Source organism: Bacillus sp. C1, from assembly GCF_054570475.1.
In genome coordinates, this window is sequence record NZ_JBTMZT010000003.1 from 178,819 (window position 1) to 197,309 (window position 18,491).

General features: G+C 32.9%; 17 protein-coding genes. 2 read left to right on the forward strand and 15 right to left on the reverse strand.

Annotated elements, in window-relative coordinates; all coding sequences use genetic code 11:
- Positions 1-13 precede the first annotated feature (13 nt).
- Complete coding sequence (locus ACX5JI_RS11885) at positions 14-1,231, reverse strand: substrate-binding domain-containing protein (protein WP_459501250.1); 1,218 nt, start codon at positions 1,229-1,231, stop codon at positions 14-16.
- Positions 1,232-1,492: 261 nt separating this feature from the next.
- Positions 1,493-2,422: a CobW family GTP-binding protein gene (locus ACX5JI_RS11890; RefSeq protein WP_459501251.1), complete on the reverse strand. Its 930-nt coding sequence runs from the start codon at positions 2,420-2,422 to the stop codon at positions 1,493-1,495.
- A 526-nt stretch (positions 2,423-2,948) separates the two neighbouring features.
- Between ACX5JI_RS11890 and ACX5JI_RS11895 the strand changes: the two genes are divergently transcribed.
- Positions 2,949-3,893, forward strand: coding sequence for an L-lactate dehydrogenase (locus tag ACX5JI_RS11895; protein ID WP_459501252.1), 945 nt, complete (start codon positions 2,949-2,951; stop codon positions 3,891-3,893).
- A gap of 406 nt (positions 3,894-4,299) precedes the next feature.
- Positions 4,300-4,794, forward strand: coding sequence for a BclA C-terminal domain-containing protein (locus tag ACX5JI_RS11900; RefSeq protein ID WP_459501253.1), 495 nt, complete (start codon positions 4,300-4,302; stop codon positions 4,792-4,794).
- A 270-nt stretch (positions 4,795-5,064) separates the two neighbouring features.
- Here the strand turns inward: ACX5JI_RS11900 and ACX5JI_RS11905 are convergent, their stop codons facing one another.
- From ACX5JI_RS11905 to ACX5JI_RS11965, 13 genes are all read right to left on the reverse strand, one after another.
- Entirely contained in the window at positions 5,065-5,856 is a 792-nt protein-coding gene (locus ACX5JI_RS11905) for an SGNH/GDSL hydrolase family protein (RefSeq protein ID WP_459501254.1), read from the reverse strand.
- Between the two features lie 105 nt (positions 5,857-5,961).
- The gene (gene srtD, locus ACX5JI_RS11910) at positions 5,962-6,597 is read right to left on the reverse strand and encodes a class D sortase, LPxTATN-specific (RefSeq protein WP_459501255.1); all 636 of its coding nucleotides are present in this window, start codon (positions 6,595-6,597) and stop codon (positions 5,962-5,964) included.
- 3 nt (positions 6,598-6,600) lie between these two features.
- Positions 6,601-7,308: a cell wall anchor protein gene (locus tag ACX5JI_RS11915; RefSeq protein WP_459501256.1), complete on the reverse strand. Its 708-nt coding sequence runs from the start codon at positions 7,306-7,308 to the stop codon at positions 6,601-6,603.
- 261 nt (positions 7,309-7,569) lie between these two features.
- Positions 7,570-8,892, reverse strand: a complete 1,323-nt coding sequence (locus ACX5JI_RS11920) for a UDP-glucose dehydrogenase family protein (protein ID WP_459501257.1) — start codon at positions 8,890-8,892, stop codon at positions 7,570-7,572.
- Between the two features lie 79 nt (positions 8,893-8,971).
- On the reverse strand, positions 8,972-10,129 hold the full coding sequence (locus ACX5JI_RS11925) for a DegT/DnrJ/EryC1/StrS family aminotransferase (protein ID WP_459501258.1): 1,158 nt from the start codon (positions 10,127-10,129) through the stop codon (positions 8,972-8,974).
- Positions 10,130-10,160: 31 nt separating this feature from the next.
- Positions 10,161-10,784 (reverse strand): acetyltransferase, encoded by a 624-nt coding sequence (locus ACX5JI_RS11930; protein WP_459501259.1) that lies wholly within the window; start codon positions 10,782-10,784, stop codon positions 10,161-10,163.
- Positions 10,781-11,395, reverse strand: a complete 615-nt coding sequence (locus tag ACX5JI_RS11935; RefSeq protein ID WP_459501260.1) for a sugar transferase — start codon at positions 11,393-11,395, stop codon at positions 10,781-10,783. The genes ACX5JI_RS11930 and ACX5JI_RS11935 overlap by 4 nt, the downstream gene beginning before the upstream one ends.
- A gap of 17 nt (positions 11,396-11,412) precedes the next feature.
- Positions 11,413-12,612: a glycosyltransferase family 4 protein gene (locus ACX5JI_RS11940; protein WP_459501261.1), complete on the reverse strand. Its 1,200-nt coding sequence runs from the start codon at positions 12,610-12,612 to the stop codon at positions 11,413-11,415.
- A 60-nt stretch (positions 12,613-12,672) separates the two neighbouring features.
- Entirely contained in the window at positions 12,673-13,803 is a 1,131-nt protein-coding gene (gene wecB, locus ACX5JI_RS11945; protein WP_459501262.1) for a non-hydrolyzing UDP-N-acetylglucosamine 2-epimerase, read from the reverse strand.
- 5 nt (positions 13,804-13,808) lie between these two features.
- The gene (locus tag ACX5JI_RS11950; RefSeq protein ID WP_459501263.1) at positions 13,809-14,915 is read right to left on the reverse strand and encodes a polysaccharide biosynthesis C-terminal domain-containing protein; all 1,107 of its coding nucleotides are present in this window, start codon (positions 14,913-14,915) and stop codon (positions 13,809-13,811) included.
- On the reverse strand, positions 14,912-15,961 hold the full coding sequence (locus ACX5JI_RS11955) for a polysaccharide biosynthesis protein (protein ID WP_459501264.1): 1,050 nt from the start codon (positions 15,959-15,961) through the stop codon (positions 14,912-14,914). The genes ACX5JI_RS11950 and ACX5JI_RS11955 overlap by 4 nt, the downstream gene beginning before the upstream one ends.
- Positions 15,962-15,987: 26 nt before the next feature.
- Positions 15,988-17,133, reverse strand: a complete 1,146-nt coding sequence (locus ACX5JI_RS11960) for a glycosyltransferase family 4 protein (RefSeq protein ID WP_459501265.1) — start codon at positions 17,131-17,133, stop codon at positions 15,988-15,990.
- Positions 17,134-17,144: 11 nt separating this feature from the next.
- Positions 17,145-18,482: an O-antigen polymerase gene (locus tag ACX5JI_RS11965; RefSeq protein WP_459501266.1), complete on the reverse strand. Its 1,338-nt coding sequence runs from the start codon at positions 18,480-18,482 to the stop codon at positions 17,145-17,147.
- Between the last annotated feature and the right edge of the window lie 9 nt (positions 18,483-18,491).

The window sequence follows — 18,491 nt, forward strand, 5'->3', positions numbered from 1 at the left end:
AAAAATATTCAGTCTATTTAATTTGAATTGGTGGCTCGGTTTCTTTCATTGTTAGCTCACGTTCTAGAACAGGGACTGGATACTCCGTACCATCTTGCTTTTGCAGTGTTATAGAATAAAGCGTTTGCAACGCTTGATGGTCTTTCTCTCTAAATTTCATTTTTCCCTTTGGAGTATCAAATTCCATTCCTTCCATTTTCTTAATAAGTGTAGCTACTTCTGTATCGCCTTTTGTTTTCTTTAAACCTTCAACAATAGAAATCGCTGCTGACATTCCTCCTGCGGTAAATAAATCAGGAACTGTTCCATTGAAACGTTTCTTATGTTCTTCTACTAACCAATCGTTTACTTTATTTTTCGGGAGTGTATGATAATACACTGAAAATCCTTGCATACCGACTAACGCATCCATCGTTTTTAACGCCGGTATATCTGGTGCCCCCGTTGAAATCTTAATACCTTGTTCTTCTACATTCATATCCTTTAATTGCTTCCATGGTGAGTTCGCACCAGCCCAAACAACAAATAAATAATCTGGTTTTGAACTAATGATATTTTGAATATTTGCAGTAAAATCAGTCGAATTCGTATCAGCATATTGCTCGTTTACAATATTCGCGCCCAGTTTCTGTGCTCCAGCTTTAAATGCAGCAATTCCTTCACGACCGAAGGCATTATCTGGAGCGAACGTTGCAATCTTGACATCTTTCTTAGCAATTGATGCCGCGCCAGCAATTGCATCTTGTGATGAATTTCTTCCTGTTCTAAAAATATATTTATTCCAGTTCTTACCCGTAATACTATCTGCAACCGCAGGTTCAACAATCATTATTTTTTCATACTCTTCCGCTAATGGTAGCACTGCTAATGTATCACTTGAACTAGAAGAACCAACAAGAAAATCGACTTTATCTTCTTCCAATAATTTCGTAGCTTTTTTTACTGCTACATCTGCTTTCGTTTCCGTATCTTCTACAACAAACTTAATTTTCTTTCCTTCCACTGTTCCTGTACCATTTGTTGCATAATCAAGCCCCAACTCAAATCCAGTTACTGTTTGTTTCCCATACGATTCTAATGGACCTGTTAACGAAGCAAGAACACCTACCTTGATCGTTTTCTCATCATCTGTACTTGCTTTCTTTCCTGAGCACCCTACTGTTACTAACAATGAGCCAAGAACACATCCCGTAAACACCATTTTTAGCCACTTACGTTTTTTCGTTGACATCGTGATCCTCCCCATACTTTACTTTCTGATCGAATCAAATACGCCATAGTAAACCATCCGTAATCATGACTTTTCCGTTCTAAAATCTACAGTCAATGGAAATTTCTCGAAGTACCTCTACATTCTCTAAATATTTCCAAATACCTCCTGACAAACTTGTACATATTCATACAATTAGCCAGACTCCACATTCCATTCCTTGAACAAATGTACACATAAAAACAGCGTAGAATCAATTACTCTACGCTGCTGTACTGTATATTAACTATTAAACAAATTGCTTTCTAATCTCCCTAATCCTTCTGCCAATCGCTCCTTCTCTAACCCCTCCCCGATAATCACAAGGTTCGTCGGAAATCCAAAATCCTGTTCCAATAAAGTTGGTACACCAAATGAGTATTGCAATAAGTGCGGGTATTTATCCCCATGAAATTTCACAAATCCTTTTACACGATAAATTCCTTCAGGTAAATTAGAAAGCCATTCATATATTTGATCTTGATCGATTGATTGTGTAAATTGATATGTCATCGTTTGTATATGTAAATGCTGCTTCACATGTAATGTTTCATGTTCTTCATTTCCTTTAAGCTCTGCACCTTCTATATCCTCTAAAGATATATTACAATATTGTGTTTCATACAATTTCGCATATTTATTAATTACTACTATTTCTTCGAAAACTTTTTTCTTCTCCTCATCTATTAATAAATCTGATTTATTAATAAGAATATGACTTCCATACTTGATTTGTTCATTTAGAAGTTGTTGAATATTTTTACTTAATGTATCGCGCTTTAACCATCTCATTGCATCTAATACAACAACGATAGACTTCACATCAAAGTACGGTGCTAAAATAGGTGACAAGCATGCATCTAATACTTCAATTGGATGAGCAACTCCTGTTGTTTCTATATAAATTACATCTGGTTTTTCTTGTTGATATAAAGAATGTAACTGAATCTCAAGTTCATCTTTCAACGTACAACAAATACACCCTTTTAAAAGTTCTCTTAACACATTCTCTTTCCCTATAATATCTGTATCTACCGAGTATTCTCCTATTTCATTCATTAAAACGGCAACTTTTCGATTTTTCTTTTTTTCCCCTAATAATAAATTTTGTAACAGTGTTGATTTCCCGCTACCTAAAAAGCCACCTAATATATGAATTTCTACTTTACTCATATTACCAACCATCCATTTCTGTATTTCTAATTTACAAAACGTAATTATTCCGATTTTTATTTATCATTTTATTAAAATAACGGCTATTTGTAAACAAAACGTGCTCACTATGTTACTTCGCCTCTCTATATATTCAATCATTCACGCTCAATTCCCTAGTAACTACACCTTCTAACTCTAGATTAACATTATATGTTTCCTGTAAAATACATGCGACCGGCTGGTCATTTCATAGAAAAGGTAATTCAAGAACCGGAAATCTTCCGCAAGAGTATAGATTTCCTAGCTAAAAGATCGCTGCATCTCCCTCCTTATAATCCTTCTATATTGAACCCTCTATGCAAGCTTTGAGTGTGTGATTCCCCTATTTCTGCTAAGGTACAAACAGTTCCTCTCAATAAATAGACGTATTTCAAAATACTTGAATATCTTTCACAAAATGTAATAAACTAGGTTGGAATCTGTAAAAGTAAGAACTAGTTTTTCTTACATATAAAAAATCATTAAAATAGCGAGGAATTGTCAAATGAAAAAAGGTATTAATCGTGTCGTATTAGTAGGAACTGGAGCAGTAGGTTGTAGCTATGCTTACTGTATGATTAACCAGGGAGTTGCGGAAGAATTTGTTCTCGTTGATGTGAACGAAGCAAAGGCTGAAGGAGAAGCAATGGACTTAAGTCATGCAGTTCCCTTTGCCCCAACACCAACAAGAGTTTGGAAAGGTAACTATGAAGACTGTAAAGATGCAGATCTTGTTGTCATTACCGCTGGGTTACCACAAAAACCAGGTGAAACTCGTTTAGACTTAGTTGAAAAAAACGCTAAAATCTTTAAACAAATTGTTCGTAGTATTATGGACAGTGGATTTGATGGTATCTTCTTAATTGCTACAAATCCCGTGGATATTTTAACTTATGTAACTTGGAAAGAATCTGGATTACCAAAAGAACGTGTAATTGGTTCTGGTACAACTTTAGATTCTGCTCGTTTCCGCTATATGTTAGGAGAATATTTCAATATTGGATCTCACAATATTCATGCTTACATCATTGGTGAACATGGTGATACAGAACTTCCAGTTTGGAGCCACGTATCAATTGGCATTCAAAAACTACAAACGATTCTTGAAAAAGATAATGACCATAACCAAAAAGATTTAGATGAAATCTTTTTAAACGTTCGTGATGCGGCTTACCACATCATTGAGCGAAAAGGTGCAACATACTATGGAATCGGTATGTCTCTTTTACGCATAACGAAAGCCATTTTAAATGATGAAAATAGCGTATTAACTGTATCTGCATATCTTGAAGGTCAATATGGACAAAACGATGTTTATATCGGTGTGCCAGCCGTCTTGAATCGCCAAGGCGTTCGTGAAATTTTAGAAGTCGAATTAAGTGAAGATGAAGAGTTAAAATTCGATCACTCTGTTCAAGTACTAAAAGAAACAATGGCTCCTGTTCTATGAAATAACTTTTGTTTATCCTCTCTAATTATTTCTGCTCGTTACCCTTGTTTCTTCTATATAGAGACCTTGCTAAAAACCTATCCCTTTGTATTAAGGATAGGTTTTTGTATTATATGATAACACCAGCAGCGTTTTATATATATTAAAAAATAAGATTCGAACTACATCATACACACTCAATAATTACACTTCCTATTCCTTCAATAAATCTTGTACTCAAATCCCTCCTTACTAAACCTTCTATTATCTATAGGTAATCTTTAGACTCTTTCTTATGTTTCATATAAATATTACAATATAAAAAAATAAATAGATTTAAAAATATACAAATCCAACGTTTTTCTCTATCAAAAGTACAAACAAAACATATATTTTCACATATATATGTTTCAGGAGGTGAAAAATTATGCAAGAGAATTCTTTAAATCCATCTAATTTACTAGATATTCTTAATCCTGCTTATGGACAAGTATATAGTAATCACACACAAGTCATTAGTACTGGTCAAGATGTGACATTTAATCAAAATGGTATACTAAATGATGTTTCATATACACCAGGAACATCGTCAGTTAATGTTAAACGGTATGGTCACTATCAAGTAATTTATCAAGTATTTACAACGACTCAAGATCCCCAGGCTTCGTTGGGAGCTGCTTACGCTATAACAATCAATGGTGTACCACAACCAAACTCTATCTATGGTAATTCAATTCAAGCAGGGCCTCAAAATCTTAACCAGCAACTAGTAGGCTCATGTATCTTAAAAATCCCTGCTGGTGCAACTGTTACTCTTCGTAATGTAGGTTCTACAACGGATGTTTTACCTGCCTCTGAAGATGGAAATTCAGTCATTAGTGCTTCTTTAACCTTAGTTAAACTCTTTGCTCCCCTAGCATAGTCTCTTAAAACACTCCTTGTGGGTAATCCCCCATATATCAACCATTCCTCATAATATATCGGCGCAAATTTGAATATATCAGCGATTCGACAAAGGATATCGACTAACACTAACCAATAAAAACGACAAAAAACAGGAGCCCTCTAGCTCCTGTTTCCCACCAAGCTGAAGCGTAGTTAGTTTGACTAGCTACCCTTTTTACAACATAAACTACAAGTTCTCTACTAGTAAAGCCTCTTAGTTATCATTTAATTCATATTAAAGCAATACTTATTTTCCAACAAAATAAGTATTAATGTATTGAGCCCAAAGCTCATGGCCTTTTATATTAGGAAAACCATGTTCATTTTGTAAATAAGGTAATATCGCTTCTGAATTTTGATCTGGCCAAGCTGTCCAATGATTCAAATATATGTATTGATGTTGCTCTGCATACTGCTGTAATTCTGAAATAGCATTTGGATAGTTTATAGCATGATGAATAGGGTTTGGCGGTTGTATTATAAAAGTTGTATCCTTTAAATTTTCTGTTACTTGCTTTAAAAATTGATCCAAGTTCATAACAGAATCTTTATTCCCACCTCTATTATTATCTGTTAAAAATGGCGGTTGAAACAAAATGACATCTGGATTTAAGGCAATTAACTCATCAAAACGTTTGTTGGAAAGTAAATCAGCTGTACTCTCATCTTTCCACTCTCTTACTGTGATATTCCAAACTCCATTACCATATGTCTTTTTTATTTGTTCAGCTACCTTCATTGGCCAAGCGTCTTGACTGGCTGAAGATGCTTGATCACCAACGATAACGAGATGAACTAATTTTTTACTAGTAACAGCCTTTTTCACCTTCTCTTTCACAACATCAGGAAGATTCTTTATATATGTTTCATAATTTGGTGATACACTTATTGACTCTTCCTGATGTACAACTTCACTTTCTTGCTGTATTGCTTCATTTGTTGCTCTTGTAATCTTCTCACGCCAATGTAATTGCCCACATACAACTGTTGTAACAAACAGCAAACAAATCGCAAGTCCGATCCATACTTTCTTATTCATGCATCTACCTCATTTATTTATTTTTCTCATCACAAATAAAGCCCAATTGCTTTTCAAACAATTGGGCTTTATTATTTCATTTGTTAATTGAGTCTAAAGACGTTATTATAATTTGTTATTTTGATATTTGTCTAAATTGGGTTTAGATAACAGCTTTGTTAATACAACAAATCTAGCTGGAGCATCGCCTATATATTCAAAAGGATAACAAGTTGTTAATGTCAATGTTTCGTGATCTGTAGGAACGATAACCTTTTCATCTTTAGCATTCGTAATTTTAAAATCTGTTATTTCATAGATAAAATTACCATAAGGAGTTGTGAATTCAATTGAATCACCCTTCTTTAAGTATTCAAGTTTCCGAAAACTTGTATTTCGGTGTCCGCTTAAAACAACGTTTCCATCTTGACCTGGCAATGAACTTCCCGCAAAATGACCAACACCCGATTTTAACTCTGTATCATGTGTGCCTTGCACAACAGGAACTGTATAATCAAGTGTTTTAAAGGTCAACTCGCCAATTTTCGATCCGGGCGCTGGTAATTCCGACCAAACCTGTTGGAACTCTTTATCAGGTTCTGCTGGTTTATATGTTGTAACAGCTGTATGAGCTAATAATACTGTTTGTTTCGTTAATTCCCATCCGAAAAAACCAACAACTGCAAATCCAGATAAAATAAAAAAGATGGGAATCCCGATAATTACCCATCTCCACTTATTTTTACGAGTTTTTTTCTTCATGAATTATCCCTTATTCATTTGTTCAGACCTACGAACAACATGAACTGCCGGAATTAATGCTATTGTACCTATCAAAGCAATCAATCCACCAACTAACATATATGCTTGTTCATTTGATGCTGTATTTGGCATTTGAGCATTGGCCATTGGTACAAATTTCCCAGTTTTATTCAGCTCTCTTTTCGCATCCATTGCTATCTTAAGCGCGTTCACCATGTTTTTGAAATTACCTGGGGCAAGCATTTCCCGTGTCGGGTTAATTTTCGCAAGTAACTTACCATTTAAATCTTTTAATTGAATTACAACATCCCCATTTAAATTATAATCAACAAGATTTAAACTTCTTCCTTTTTCATCTAAAATGTCCACTTGTAAATGCGCTAGTTTAGCACTCTCTAGAAACAAGCGCATTACTTCTACTTTTTGTGCCGACGTTAAGCTTGTCACTTCTTTCGCTTCTCTTAAAATACTACTTACCTTTTCAGCATTTGCATTTATTTGATTTTGTTCTTGTTCTGTTAAATTAATTGATTGCAAATAGGCATACAAATAATCTACTTGATCAACATGTAAATTATTTAATGCACTTACCATTTGTTGTGAGGCATCTTTACTAGTGTCTGCATGCGCTAATGGTAATGAGAACATGGTCAATCCAATTCCCATTGTAGCAACTAGCGAACTTTTTTTCATAATTTTTTTGAAATTCACAGTCCCTTCTCCCTTTTTATTAGATTTTTTCATTATCAATATATCTCTTTACATTTTCTCCTATTCCATCCCTAATCACCCCCTTTCTACAACAAAGAAGACCTTACCTATTTTAGTAAAGGCCTTCTTTGTTTATTTCGCTCTAAAAATAGTATTATTTACAGCATGTATAAATAATACCGATGCGCAAGCATCTAAAAATTTACACATGGATAATCACTGCTTTAACCATGTATATCATTTCATTTTTACAATAAGTGATTAAACTTTTATCTTCTCTCTCATCACCTCTGATCTGCCAATTGAAGAATAATACAAACCAAATTTCCTAATCTCATTTAAATTATAACAATTACGACCATCAAAAATATTAGCTTGTTTCATCAATTTTACATACTTACTCAAAGGATAGTTCTTAATTTCATCCCATTCGGTAACAATGAACGTTACATCAGCATCTTGAATAGTCTCATCTATACTTCTCATGTACTCTACTTCAGATGGCAAAAATTGAGTTGCATTATTCATTGCAACTGGATCATACGCTTTAATTACGGCACCCATAGCTACTAATTCTTGCACGATTACTATAGAAGTAGCCTCACGCATATCATCCGTATTCGGTTTAAATGCTAGCCCTAATATTGCCACCTTTTTACCTGCCAAGTTTCCTAATTTCGTTTTAGCTTTCTGTACTAATAAGGATCTTTGTTTATTGTTTACATGAATAACTGATTTTAACAGTTCAAATTCATAGTCTACATTACCAGCAATTTGTACCAGTGCTTGTGTATCTTTTGGAAAACAAGATCCCCCATATCCAATTCCAGCTTTTAAGAACTGTATACCAATTCGTTTATCTAGACCCATTCCATACGCAACATCATCAACATTCGCGTCAACTTTTTCACAAATATTTGAAATTTCATTAATAAAACTAATTTTTGTTGCTAAAAAAGCATTGGATGCATATTTAATCAACTCCGCACTTCTAATATTTGTTTTAAATACCGGAATCCTAAATGGTTTATTCACTTCTTGAACTATATTTGCGATCTCCTCGCTATCCGCACCTATTACAATACGATCCCCCTGAAAACTATCATGAATCGCTGAGCCTTCCCGTAAAAATTCTGGATTTGAAACCATATTAATTTTCACATCAAATTTTAAATTCCTTAGAATTAAGTCTTTTAAATAATCATTCGTTCCTACTGGTACCGTACTTTTTGTCACAATAATCATATCTTTCTCTAAAATTCCAGCTATATCCAAAGCTACTTGTTCGATATATTGTAAATTTGCCGAGCCATCTTCTTTTTGCGGAGTACCTACTGCAATATAAATTAAATCTACATTTTTCACAGCTTCACTATATTCAGTTGTAAAAGACAATCTCCCCGCTTTAATATTTTTTAGCATTAATTTATCTAATCCTGGTTCATAAATAGGTGAAATACCATCCCTCATTTTTCCCACTTTTTTTATATCAATATCAATACAAGTTACCTCATGACCAATATCAGATAGGCATACACCAGTAACTAACCCCACATAGCCCGTACCAAAAATAGCGATTTTCATGAACTAACCTCCTTAATCTTTTAAAACAATTTAACTCAAATTATTTACCTGTAAATAAAATTAGAGCTTAGGATATACACTAAGCTCTAACTTTCCCGATTAAATTTTCTTTTAAATATTTTATTACTTTATTTTGTTCTTCCATAGTCATGTTTGAACCAGAAGGCAGGCATATGCCGCTATGATATAAATATTCCGATACACTTACTCTTTCCCCATGTGAATAATATTTTGTCCCCTTAAATACCGGCTGTATATGGAGCGGTTTCCATAATGGACGTGCTTCAATATTCTCTTTTTCTAATTCTTGCACAATATTCACTGGAGTTATATTAAGTTTCTGTTCATCTATTAATATCGCAGTTAGCCAACGATTAGACACTGTCCCTTCTAATTCTGGCATAAATGTAATGCCCTCCAGATGTTGTAACGCTTCCGTATATCGCTTAAAAATCCCCCTACGCATATTGACTCGTTCATCTAATACTTGTAATTGTGCGCGACCAATTCCAGCAATAATGTTGCTCATTCGATAATTGTAACCTACTTTACTATGTTGATAATGTATAGCCGGATCACGTGCTTGTGTCGCTAAAAATTTCGCCTTTTTTAACAATTCAACATCATCTGAAACAATCATTCCACCACCAGATGTTGTAATGATTTTATTTCCATTAAATGAATAAATTCCAAACTTTCCAAAAGTCCCAGTCTGCTTTCCTTGATATGTAGCACCCAAAGATTCAGCAGCATCTTCAATAATTGGTACATTGTAATAATTACAGATTGCTAAAATTTCATCCATTTTCGCACTTTGTCCAAGTAAATTAACAACAATAACAGCTTTAGGCATCCTTCCTATTATCTTCGCATCTCTAAAAGCTTTTTCAAGCGCAACCGGAGACATATTCCACGTCTCAAGCTCAGAATCAATAAAAACAGGTTCTGCCCCTTGATACATAATAGGATTCGCACTTGCAATAAATGTTAAAGAAGAACAAAATACACTATCGCCTGATCTCACTCCCAACAATTCTAAAGCTAAATGAATTGCCGCTGTTCCAGAAGAAACTGCAACAGCCCCTTTCGATCCTATATAATTAGATATTTCCTTTTCAAAATGATCTACGTTAGGACCGAGAGGAGCAATCCAATTTGTATCGAAAGCTTCATTAATATATATTTTTTCATTTCCACTCATATGTGGAGACGATAAAAAAATCCTCTTATTTTGCATACTTACGTTCCACTCCCTTTAGGAAAATACTCTATTTTATTATTTTGGCGGGCGAACCTACAGCTGTACAACCTGGCGGTATATTATGAATCACTGTAGCTCCCGCTCCTATCATACTCCAATCCCCAATTTTAATATTCGGAATCACTGTTACCCCTGCTCCTATTTGTGTACCTTCATCAATTGTAACTGTTCCAGTTAATGTAGCATTTGGACCTATGTGCACAAAATCACCAATACAATTATCATGCTCCACAACGGACGCTGTATTGACAATAACGCACCTACCAATAGTTGTATCTGCATTAATGGTAACATTAGCCATGATAACTACACCTCTTCCAATAGTAGCCGATTCACTAATTACGGCAGTAGGGTGAATTACGCTTTCATAATATTCATCATCGAAATGTAACTGTTCAACAATTTTTTTTCGTACAACATTATTTCCAATTGCAATAATAAGCTTAAACTCAATCTCTTTCATTAATATTTGAATAGAAGAGATTGGTCCATAATATATTTCTTCATGCTTATCTAAGCTCTGATACCTATCATCAAAAAATGCAATAACATTAAAATGTTTATTTGCATCAATCATATCTTTAATTACTTTTGCATGCCCACCTTGACCTATTAAAGCTATCCGTTTCATTTCATCACTTCTTTATTTGAGTTTTTCCCCGTAAATCTCTCAATTGTCACATGCCCTTTTTGACTAATTCCTTCTGATTTAAATACTTTTACAATTGTGAGAAATATAATTTTCACATCTAACCAAAAAGATTGATGATCGACATACCAAACATCTAACTCAAATTTCTCCTCCCATGAAATAGTATTTCGACCGTTTACTTGAGCCCACCCTGTTATACCCGGGCGAACTTCATGCCTTCTATCCTGTTCAGGAGTATATAAAGAAAGATATTCCATCAATAAAGGGCGTGGTCCTATTAAACTAATATCACCTTTGATCACATTGATAAGTTGGGGTAACTCATCTAAACTTAGTTTTCGAAGAAATTTACCGAATGATGTTAATCTCATATAATCCGAAAGTAAATTTCCTTGTTCATCTTTCTCATCTGTCATTGTCCGGAATTTATACAAATAGAATGGCTTTCTATGCAAACCAGGACGTAGCTGTTTAAATATAACAGGCGAACCAAGTTTTATTCGAACTAATGCTGCAATGATCCCCATAGGAATTGCTAATATTAGAATCCCTATAACTGCAATTACAAAATCAAACATTCTTTTCAACATAGTTCTCATCCTCTAATTTATTTTGCTATATGTTTAATAATTGTGTGATACGCTTTGTCTACGCCTAAATTTTGTATAAGATAGGAACGACCGTTTTTTCCCATACTTTTTCTTAACTCTTTATCACTTACTAACTTTTCGAAATTATATTTATAGCTCTCTAAATCACCTGTAATGCTCCACATTCCAGCCTGGGCTTCATTAAGTATTTGTCCATAATCTGTATTTTGATCAACCGAAGCAAGAATAGGTACTTCTGCTTCAAAATAGGCTAATGTTTTTGAAGGGATATTAGGAATTGTGAAATTACGATTCAGATTTATTAAACCAATATCACATTCTCTAACCAAACAATCGTATTCTTGACTAGGAATAGAATCTCTGAGTATAACGTTAGTTAACTCCTTTTCAACAATCGTTTTCTTAATATGTTCTCGCCTATTACCAGATCCAACAATTAAGAAAAGAATATCCTCACGATTTTTATAACATTCTGCTAATTGCATTAAAAAGTCTAGTTCTTGAGGTAATCCAATATTCCCTCCAAAGATTAAAATAATTTGATCATCATTGAATCCATATTTTGTTCTATAATTCGTTTTAGACAATAAAGAAAAATCTCTTACTTTTCGCCAGTTCGGCAACAATTCTAATTTCTCTAGTTTTACATCTTTGTTATGTTTCATAACATAATCGATATTTCCCTGCGACATACAACCTATAGAATCTGAAAGTGCATACAGCTTATTTTCTTGCTTCCGAAAATAAGAAAAGAGTACTTTATTATTAATTAAACCTAAGTCTTTAGCATTCTGTGGAAAAATATCTCTAAGAATTAAATAGGATTTGCAATTATGTTCCTTTTTTATTTTTTTAATAGTATCCAAAAATGTAATGGGTGGTGTAGGCGAGATAACTAAATCAAACTTCACATCTTTAAAATATTTTTTTATTGCTTGATTAAATCTATAAGGGAGCAACACAGTATTTATTCCTTTGACGATATAATTTACATTAAATAGTTTTCCAGAATTTACACGTAATACATTTACTCCCCTTTCATTTCGCATAACAGTTTCATTACGATCTGAACCTTCTAAAATCGTTGCTACATAAACATTATGATCATGATTCTTAAATTCATGTGCCAATTCAGTATATAAATTTTCTGTTCGTTCCACGTCTGGGAAAGCTATCATTAGAAATAAAATATTCATTGTTCTCACCTTAAATTATTTTTTATACAATTAAGAGACTCCTAATCATAAAGAAGTCTCTTAATTGTATTTATTCCAAATAACTTTATTTATAATTTTCGTATAACTTTCAATAATTTTTACAACCTTAATAGAAACATTTGTATCTACATAATCCATCGGAAGATTGAATATAGTTCCATTATTATCCATAGCCTTTGCTAATTCAATTGATTGAAGGATTTCATCTTTCGTGATGCCCCCAATTACAACTGAACCTTTATCTAATACTTCTGGCCTTTCAGTGCTTGTTCGAATCAGTACTGCTGGAAATTTCAACATTGCGGATTCTTCGCTTAAAGTCCCACTATCAGATAATACACAAAATGCATTTTTCTGAAGATGATTGTATGCAAAAAAACCAAAAGGCTTTAAAATTCTTACTAAAGGATGGAATTTAAAGCCTCTTGCTTTAATTCGTTTGAGACTTCTTGGATGTGTAGAATAGATAATTGGCATATTATATGTTTCAGCTACTGCGTTTAAAGATTCCATCAAATTGTAAAAATTACCTTCATGATCGATATTTTCTTCTCGATGCGCACTCACTAAAATATAATCATTTTGTTTTAAACCTAATTCTGTAAGAACATTACTAGTCTCTATCTTCTCTTTATGTTCCTTTAAGACTTCATGCATTGGAGACCCTGTTACTATGATATGTTCCTTTCGAATACCTTCACTCAATAAATACCTCCTACTATGCTCTGTATAAGGAAGGTTCATATCACTTACATGGTCTACAATTTTTCGATTTATTTCTTCAGGCACATTTTGATCAAAGCATCTGTTTCCAGCTTCCATATGAAATACAGGAATTTTCAAACGCTTTGCTGAAATCGCACATAAACAACTATTCGTATCTCCTAAAATCAATAAAGCCTCTGGTTGTAATTCACTCATAAGTTCGTAAGATTTACTAATAATGTTTCCCATTGTTTCTCCAAGATGATTACCTACTACATTTAAAAAATAATCTGGTTGCCTTAAACCTAATTCTTCAAAAAACACATCATTTAATGTTGGATCCCAATTTTGTCCTGTATGAACTAATATGTGGTTAAAATACGTATCACAAGCCTTTATTACAGATGATAATCTTATAATTTCTGGCCTTGTACCTACAATCGTCATTATTTTCTTTTTTCTCATTATATTTACACCTCTAAATAGAATGTATCGGCTTTTTCCGGATTAAAAATTTCATTCGCCCAAAATAATACTAACATCTCGTCTTGACCGATATTTTTAATATTATGTGTATAACCTGGTGGGATGTCGACTACTTCTAACCTTTCTCCAGATACTATATAAGAGAAAGAGGATTCCGAATAAATATCTCGAAAATTAATTTCAGCTTCTCCCCTAATCACGCAAAATTTTTCTACTTTTGTGTGATGATAATGATTTCCTCTTATAATGTTCTCCTTTGTACTAGATATAAATATTTGTCCAAATTCACTAGACTTTACAATTTCCGCTAAGAATCCCCTGTTATCTCTTTTCATTTCTAATTTATAAGAGAAGTCATTTTTCTCTAAATAAGAGAGATATGTTGCATATAATTTTTTAGTAAATTCATCCGAAAGATCCGGAATAATATGACTTTTCCTGATATTATAAAAACCATTGATTTTTTCTGCCAAACCCTGCAATGTAATTTCGTACGTTCTAGTTATTTTGCAATAGATTTCTTTATTAAAATCGTCTTGTAATAGATTAATAAATTCATCCACAAGGTCATCAATATACATAAGTTCCAATGATTTTTCAGGATCATGGATAGAAATTGCTTTCCCTCTTGCAATATTATGACAAAAGGTAGCCACTACAGAATTGTAATTCGGTTTACACCATTTCCCAAACAAATTAGGTAAGCGATATATTTTTACAGGTGCTTGGGTTTCAAATTGATAACTAAGCAAAATGTCTTCGGCTTGCTTTTTACTCTTTCCATATGGATTTTCTAATTCCACTTGAACTGATGAAGAAAAAACAATCCATGGCTTATTATCTAATTTCAACAAATTATCTACGATATACTTTGTTAACTCTACGTTTCCTTCGTGAAATTCTTCTTCATTTTGAGGACGATTAACTCCCGCTAAATGATATATTCCTTCTGCATCTTTCAAATAATCATTAAGTATAGATAATGAACATTCTTTCGTAAAACGTAAAATTTCAATATCATCAATTTTACTCAATCGGTCCACCAAATTTTTCCCTACAAACCCTTCCGAACCTGTTACTATTATTTTCATGATAATCCCTCTATCATCATTAATTGTTCTTTTTTAAACTCTGCTAATTGCTCTTGTACATAATCTAATTTAAGTATTAACTCTTTTATACTCTTTATATCTAGTCTTTTCGTATTATGTGAGTGGTAATCTTGTTGTTCGCTTATACTAGTTTTGCCTTCTACAAAATATTTATTGTAATTTAAATCACGATTATCTGCTTTAATACGATAATATTCTCCCAGATCTTCTGAACTGACCATTTCTTCTCTAGTTAATAAAGTTTCATAAAGTTTTTCAGCATGTCTTGTCCCTATTATCTTTACTTCATTTTCAGCATTAAAAATTTCCTTCAAAGCAATAGCTAAATCAAAAATTGTTGATGCAGGTGCCTTTTGCACAAAAATATCACCTTGATTACCATGTTCAAATGCATATAACACTAAATCTACTGCGTCATCTAAAGACATTAGAAAACGTGTCATTTCGGGATCAGTAACCGTTAATGCTAAATTTTTCTTAATTTGTTCAATAAACAAAGGAATAACTGAACCTCTAGAGGCCATAACATTACCGTAACGCGTCGCACACAAAACAGTTTCTCCATCCACTCCATTCCTAGATTGCGCCACTAATATTTTTTCAGCCAAAGCTTTTGATTGTCCCATTGCATTAATTGGATAGACAGCCTTATCCGTACTTAAAAGGATAACTCTCTTTACAGAATGCTGGATTGCACTATTAATTACATTTTCAGTTCCAACAACGTTTGTTTTTAAAGCCTCCATTGGATAAAATTCACAAGAAGGCACTTGTTTTAAGGCAGCAGCATGAAAAACATAATCAACTCCTTTCATTGCATAGTCCACACTTTCCTTGTTACGTACATCTCCAATATAAAATTTCACCTTAGGGCTATTAAGCCTTATACGCATATCCTCTTGTTTCTTCTCATCTCTACTAAAAATACGAATTTCTTTAATATCGGTATCTAAAAAGCGATTGAGAACAGCATTACCAAATGAACCTGTTCCACCAGTAATAAGCAATGTTCTATTTTTAAACAATTCAAATCACTCCCTGCCAATATGAATTAATTTGCTGTAAACAAATCTCTATTTTGTTTAACTATTTCTTCACAAAAAAACATCTTCACTGCGTATTCAGAAACGCTTCTTGATAATTGTTGTGATTCTTCAGAATTCATATGCACAAGATCATTTAAAGCTGTTGTAAATCTCTCTTCTTTCTCTAAGGGGATTGTCCAGCCAGCATTTTCATTTTCAAGATTCCTCCAAGGTGTTTTATCACTTATAATCACTGGACATCCTGCTAACAATGATTCAACAATTACATGACCATAATTCTCACCAAATGTCGGAAACAAGAAAGCATCATAACTAGAAAACAGCGTATGTACTTTATTGTTATTGACTTGTCCCATGTAATTCACATGGACATTATTTGGCAACGATTTAATTACATTTCGGCATTCTTTCCAATAATTTTGATCTTCAATTGGACCATAAATATCAAAAGTTATATTGCCAGTAACACCTTTTAAAAAAGTTAATGCTCCTTTCAAATTCTTTTTCTCCGTTATTCTCGATAGAAAGATAAGTTTTAATTCTCCATTTTTCTTTTCCTTTTTCTGAAGCTCTTTATTTTCTAAAACATTAGGTAAATTTGGTGCAACATGTACCGGAATTTCTCCCCCATAAATCTGCTTAATATCTGTTTTTTCCTCTTCACTCGTAGCGTGCCAAATCACTTTATTGTGTAAACCCACTAGCTTTGTTGACTTAATGAACAATTCTTTTTTAAAATTTTTTATCTTTAAAGCACCTGGTGAGAACTCTCCCCTTGGCGCCACTATAATCGGCTTATAGGGAATGCTTCCCATACTTCTTAATAAGATGGGAAGGATCGAAAAATTCTTATTAAAGAAACTATTCAGATAAATAAAGTCATAATGCGTTCTTTTAATAATTCCTCTTAAATATCTAAATTTAAATTTTTCAGGAGCTACATAATAAACTTCTGCTGATCCCACTTTCGTCCAAACTTCATTTTGAACCTTTTCATATGATATCGAATCCCCCAAGTCCCTATCACTAGTAATAATTTTAAAGTTAAATTCATTTCCTAACGTATGCACTAAATTACTAATAGATCTTATAGGTCCTCCGCCTTTGAAGCCGGGTAAATAGTACGGTGCTAATATTAAGATATTCTTCATTTTAAATTCCCTCACCTTAATATTTTCTTTTCTTTTTGAGAAAAGAAAAGAATAAATACTATAACTAATACTACATCCGTGGTGATTTGCACTATTCTTAAATTACTTAATTGAAAATTCAAAATCATACTTCCATAAATAAAAATAGATAAAAAATTATATCCACTCACTTTCATGAAATAATATGACATTTTATAAATAACTCCTAATATATACATCCCAAATACAACACCTGGTATCCAAAAATTAGCATACATACTCCCAAGAGTTTCAGGTGGCCAAGAAGACGCATACAACTCCTGAACTGGTTTAGACGGAGTAACATTATATCCTTCTGCTATTGTACGAATATACATACCATCATCAACAGGTGGCTTTTCAGGATATATAGATCTTGGTAAAGGTGCTTTGAATAAATCCAAATAACTTTTTCCTAACCAAACATTTTGCAAATTAAAATGATCTGTTATCAAAACATAGTGATCTACATAACTTATAGATTTGATAGCAGCAGTATAATTTTGTTTTACCTGGCCATATAATTCTGCCGGTCTTTCACTATAATATTCAATAGCTCCTGGACTTCTTAATATTGGCATGGCTATAAAATATACTAAGCCCACAATTAACAAGAAATAAAACTTAATAGGAATTTTTTTCACACGTGACACTCCGTAGTGAAAAAACAATATACACAAGATTACTAAATGTATGGTAGATTTTCTTCCACCAAGAGTAGATAGAACAAATATTGTCCCCAGTAGTACCACCAGAACAAAAAATCTATACCATATGTTTCTGTTCTTTTTAAACTTCCTGCTATAAATTAATAAACAAATAGCTACTGTTAAAAATTTAAGTAAAGTTAATATATAACCATTCCCTGAAGTAAACTCAGCTCGATGTTGAAGATTGTAAACAAGATTACTGAAACCTCCTATATTTTTCAAAAAAAACATATAGCCAAAAATACCTAAAAGTAATGAGATAAAGATAGCTATATATACCCTATTTGAGGAAATATCGATATTTACTATAGGAATTTTCCGAAAAAAATCCGGATACCTTTTACACTCTATCCCTATCATTAAACAGATATAACCCAGGATTTGTATAAATACATACCAAATTAATTTATTTTCTACATCTAATTCATTAGTATATATAAGGTATGAAATTTGACTTTTATCCAACAACAAAACCAACAGATATGGGGTTGTACTAATAATCTGTAAAAAAGTAATCAAGACTCCAGGTGAGAATATATCTTTATTGGATCTAAAATATGAGTAACATAAGCCAAATAAATATATTACAAACAACATGACTATTAATAAAAACAAATTCATAAAGATGCT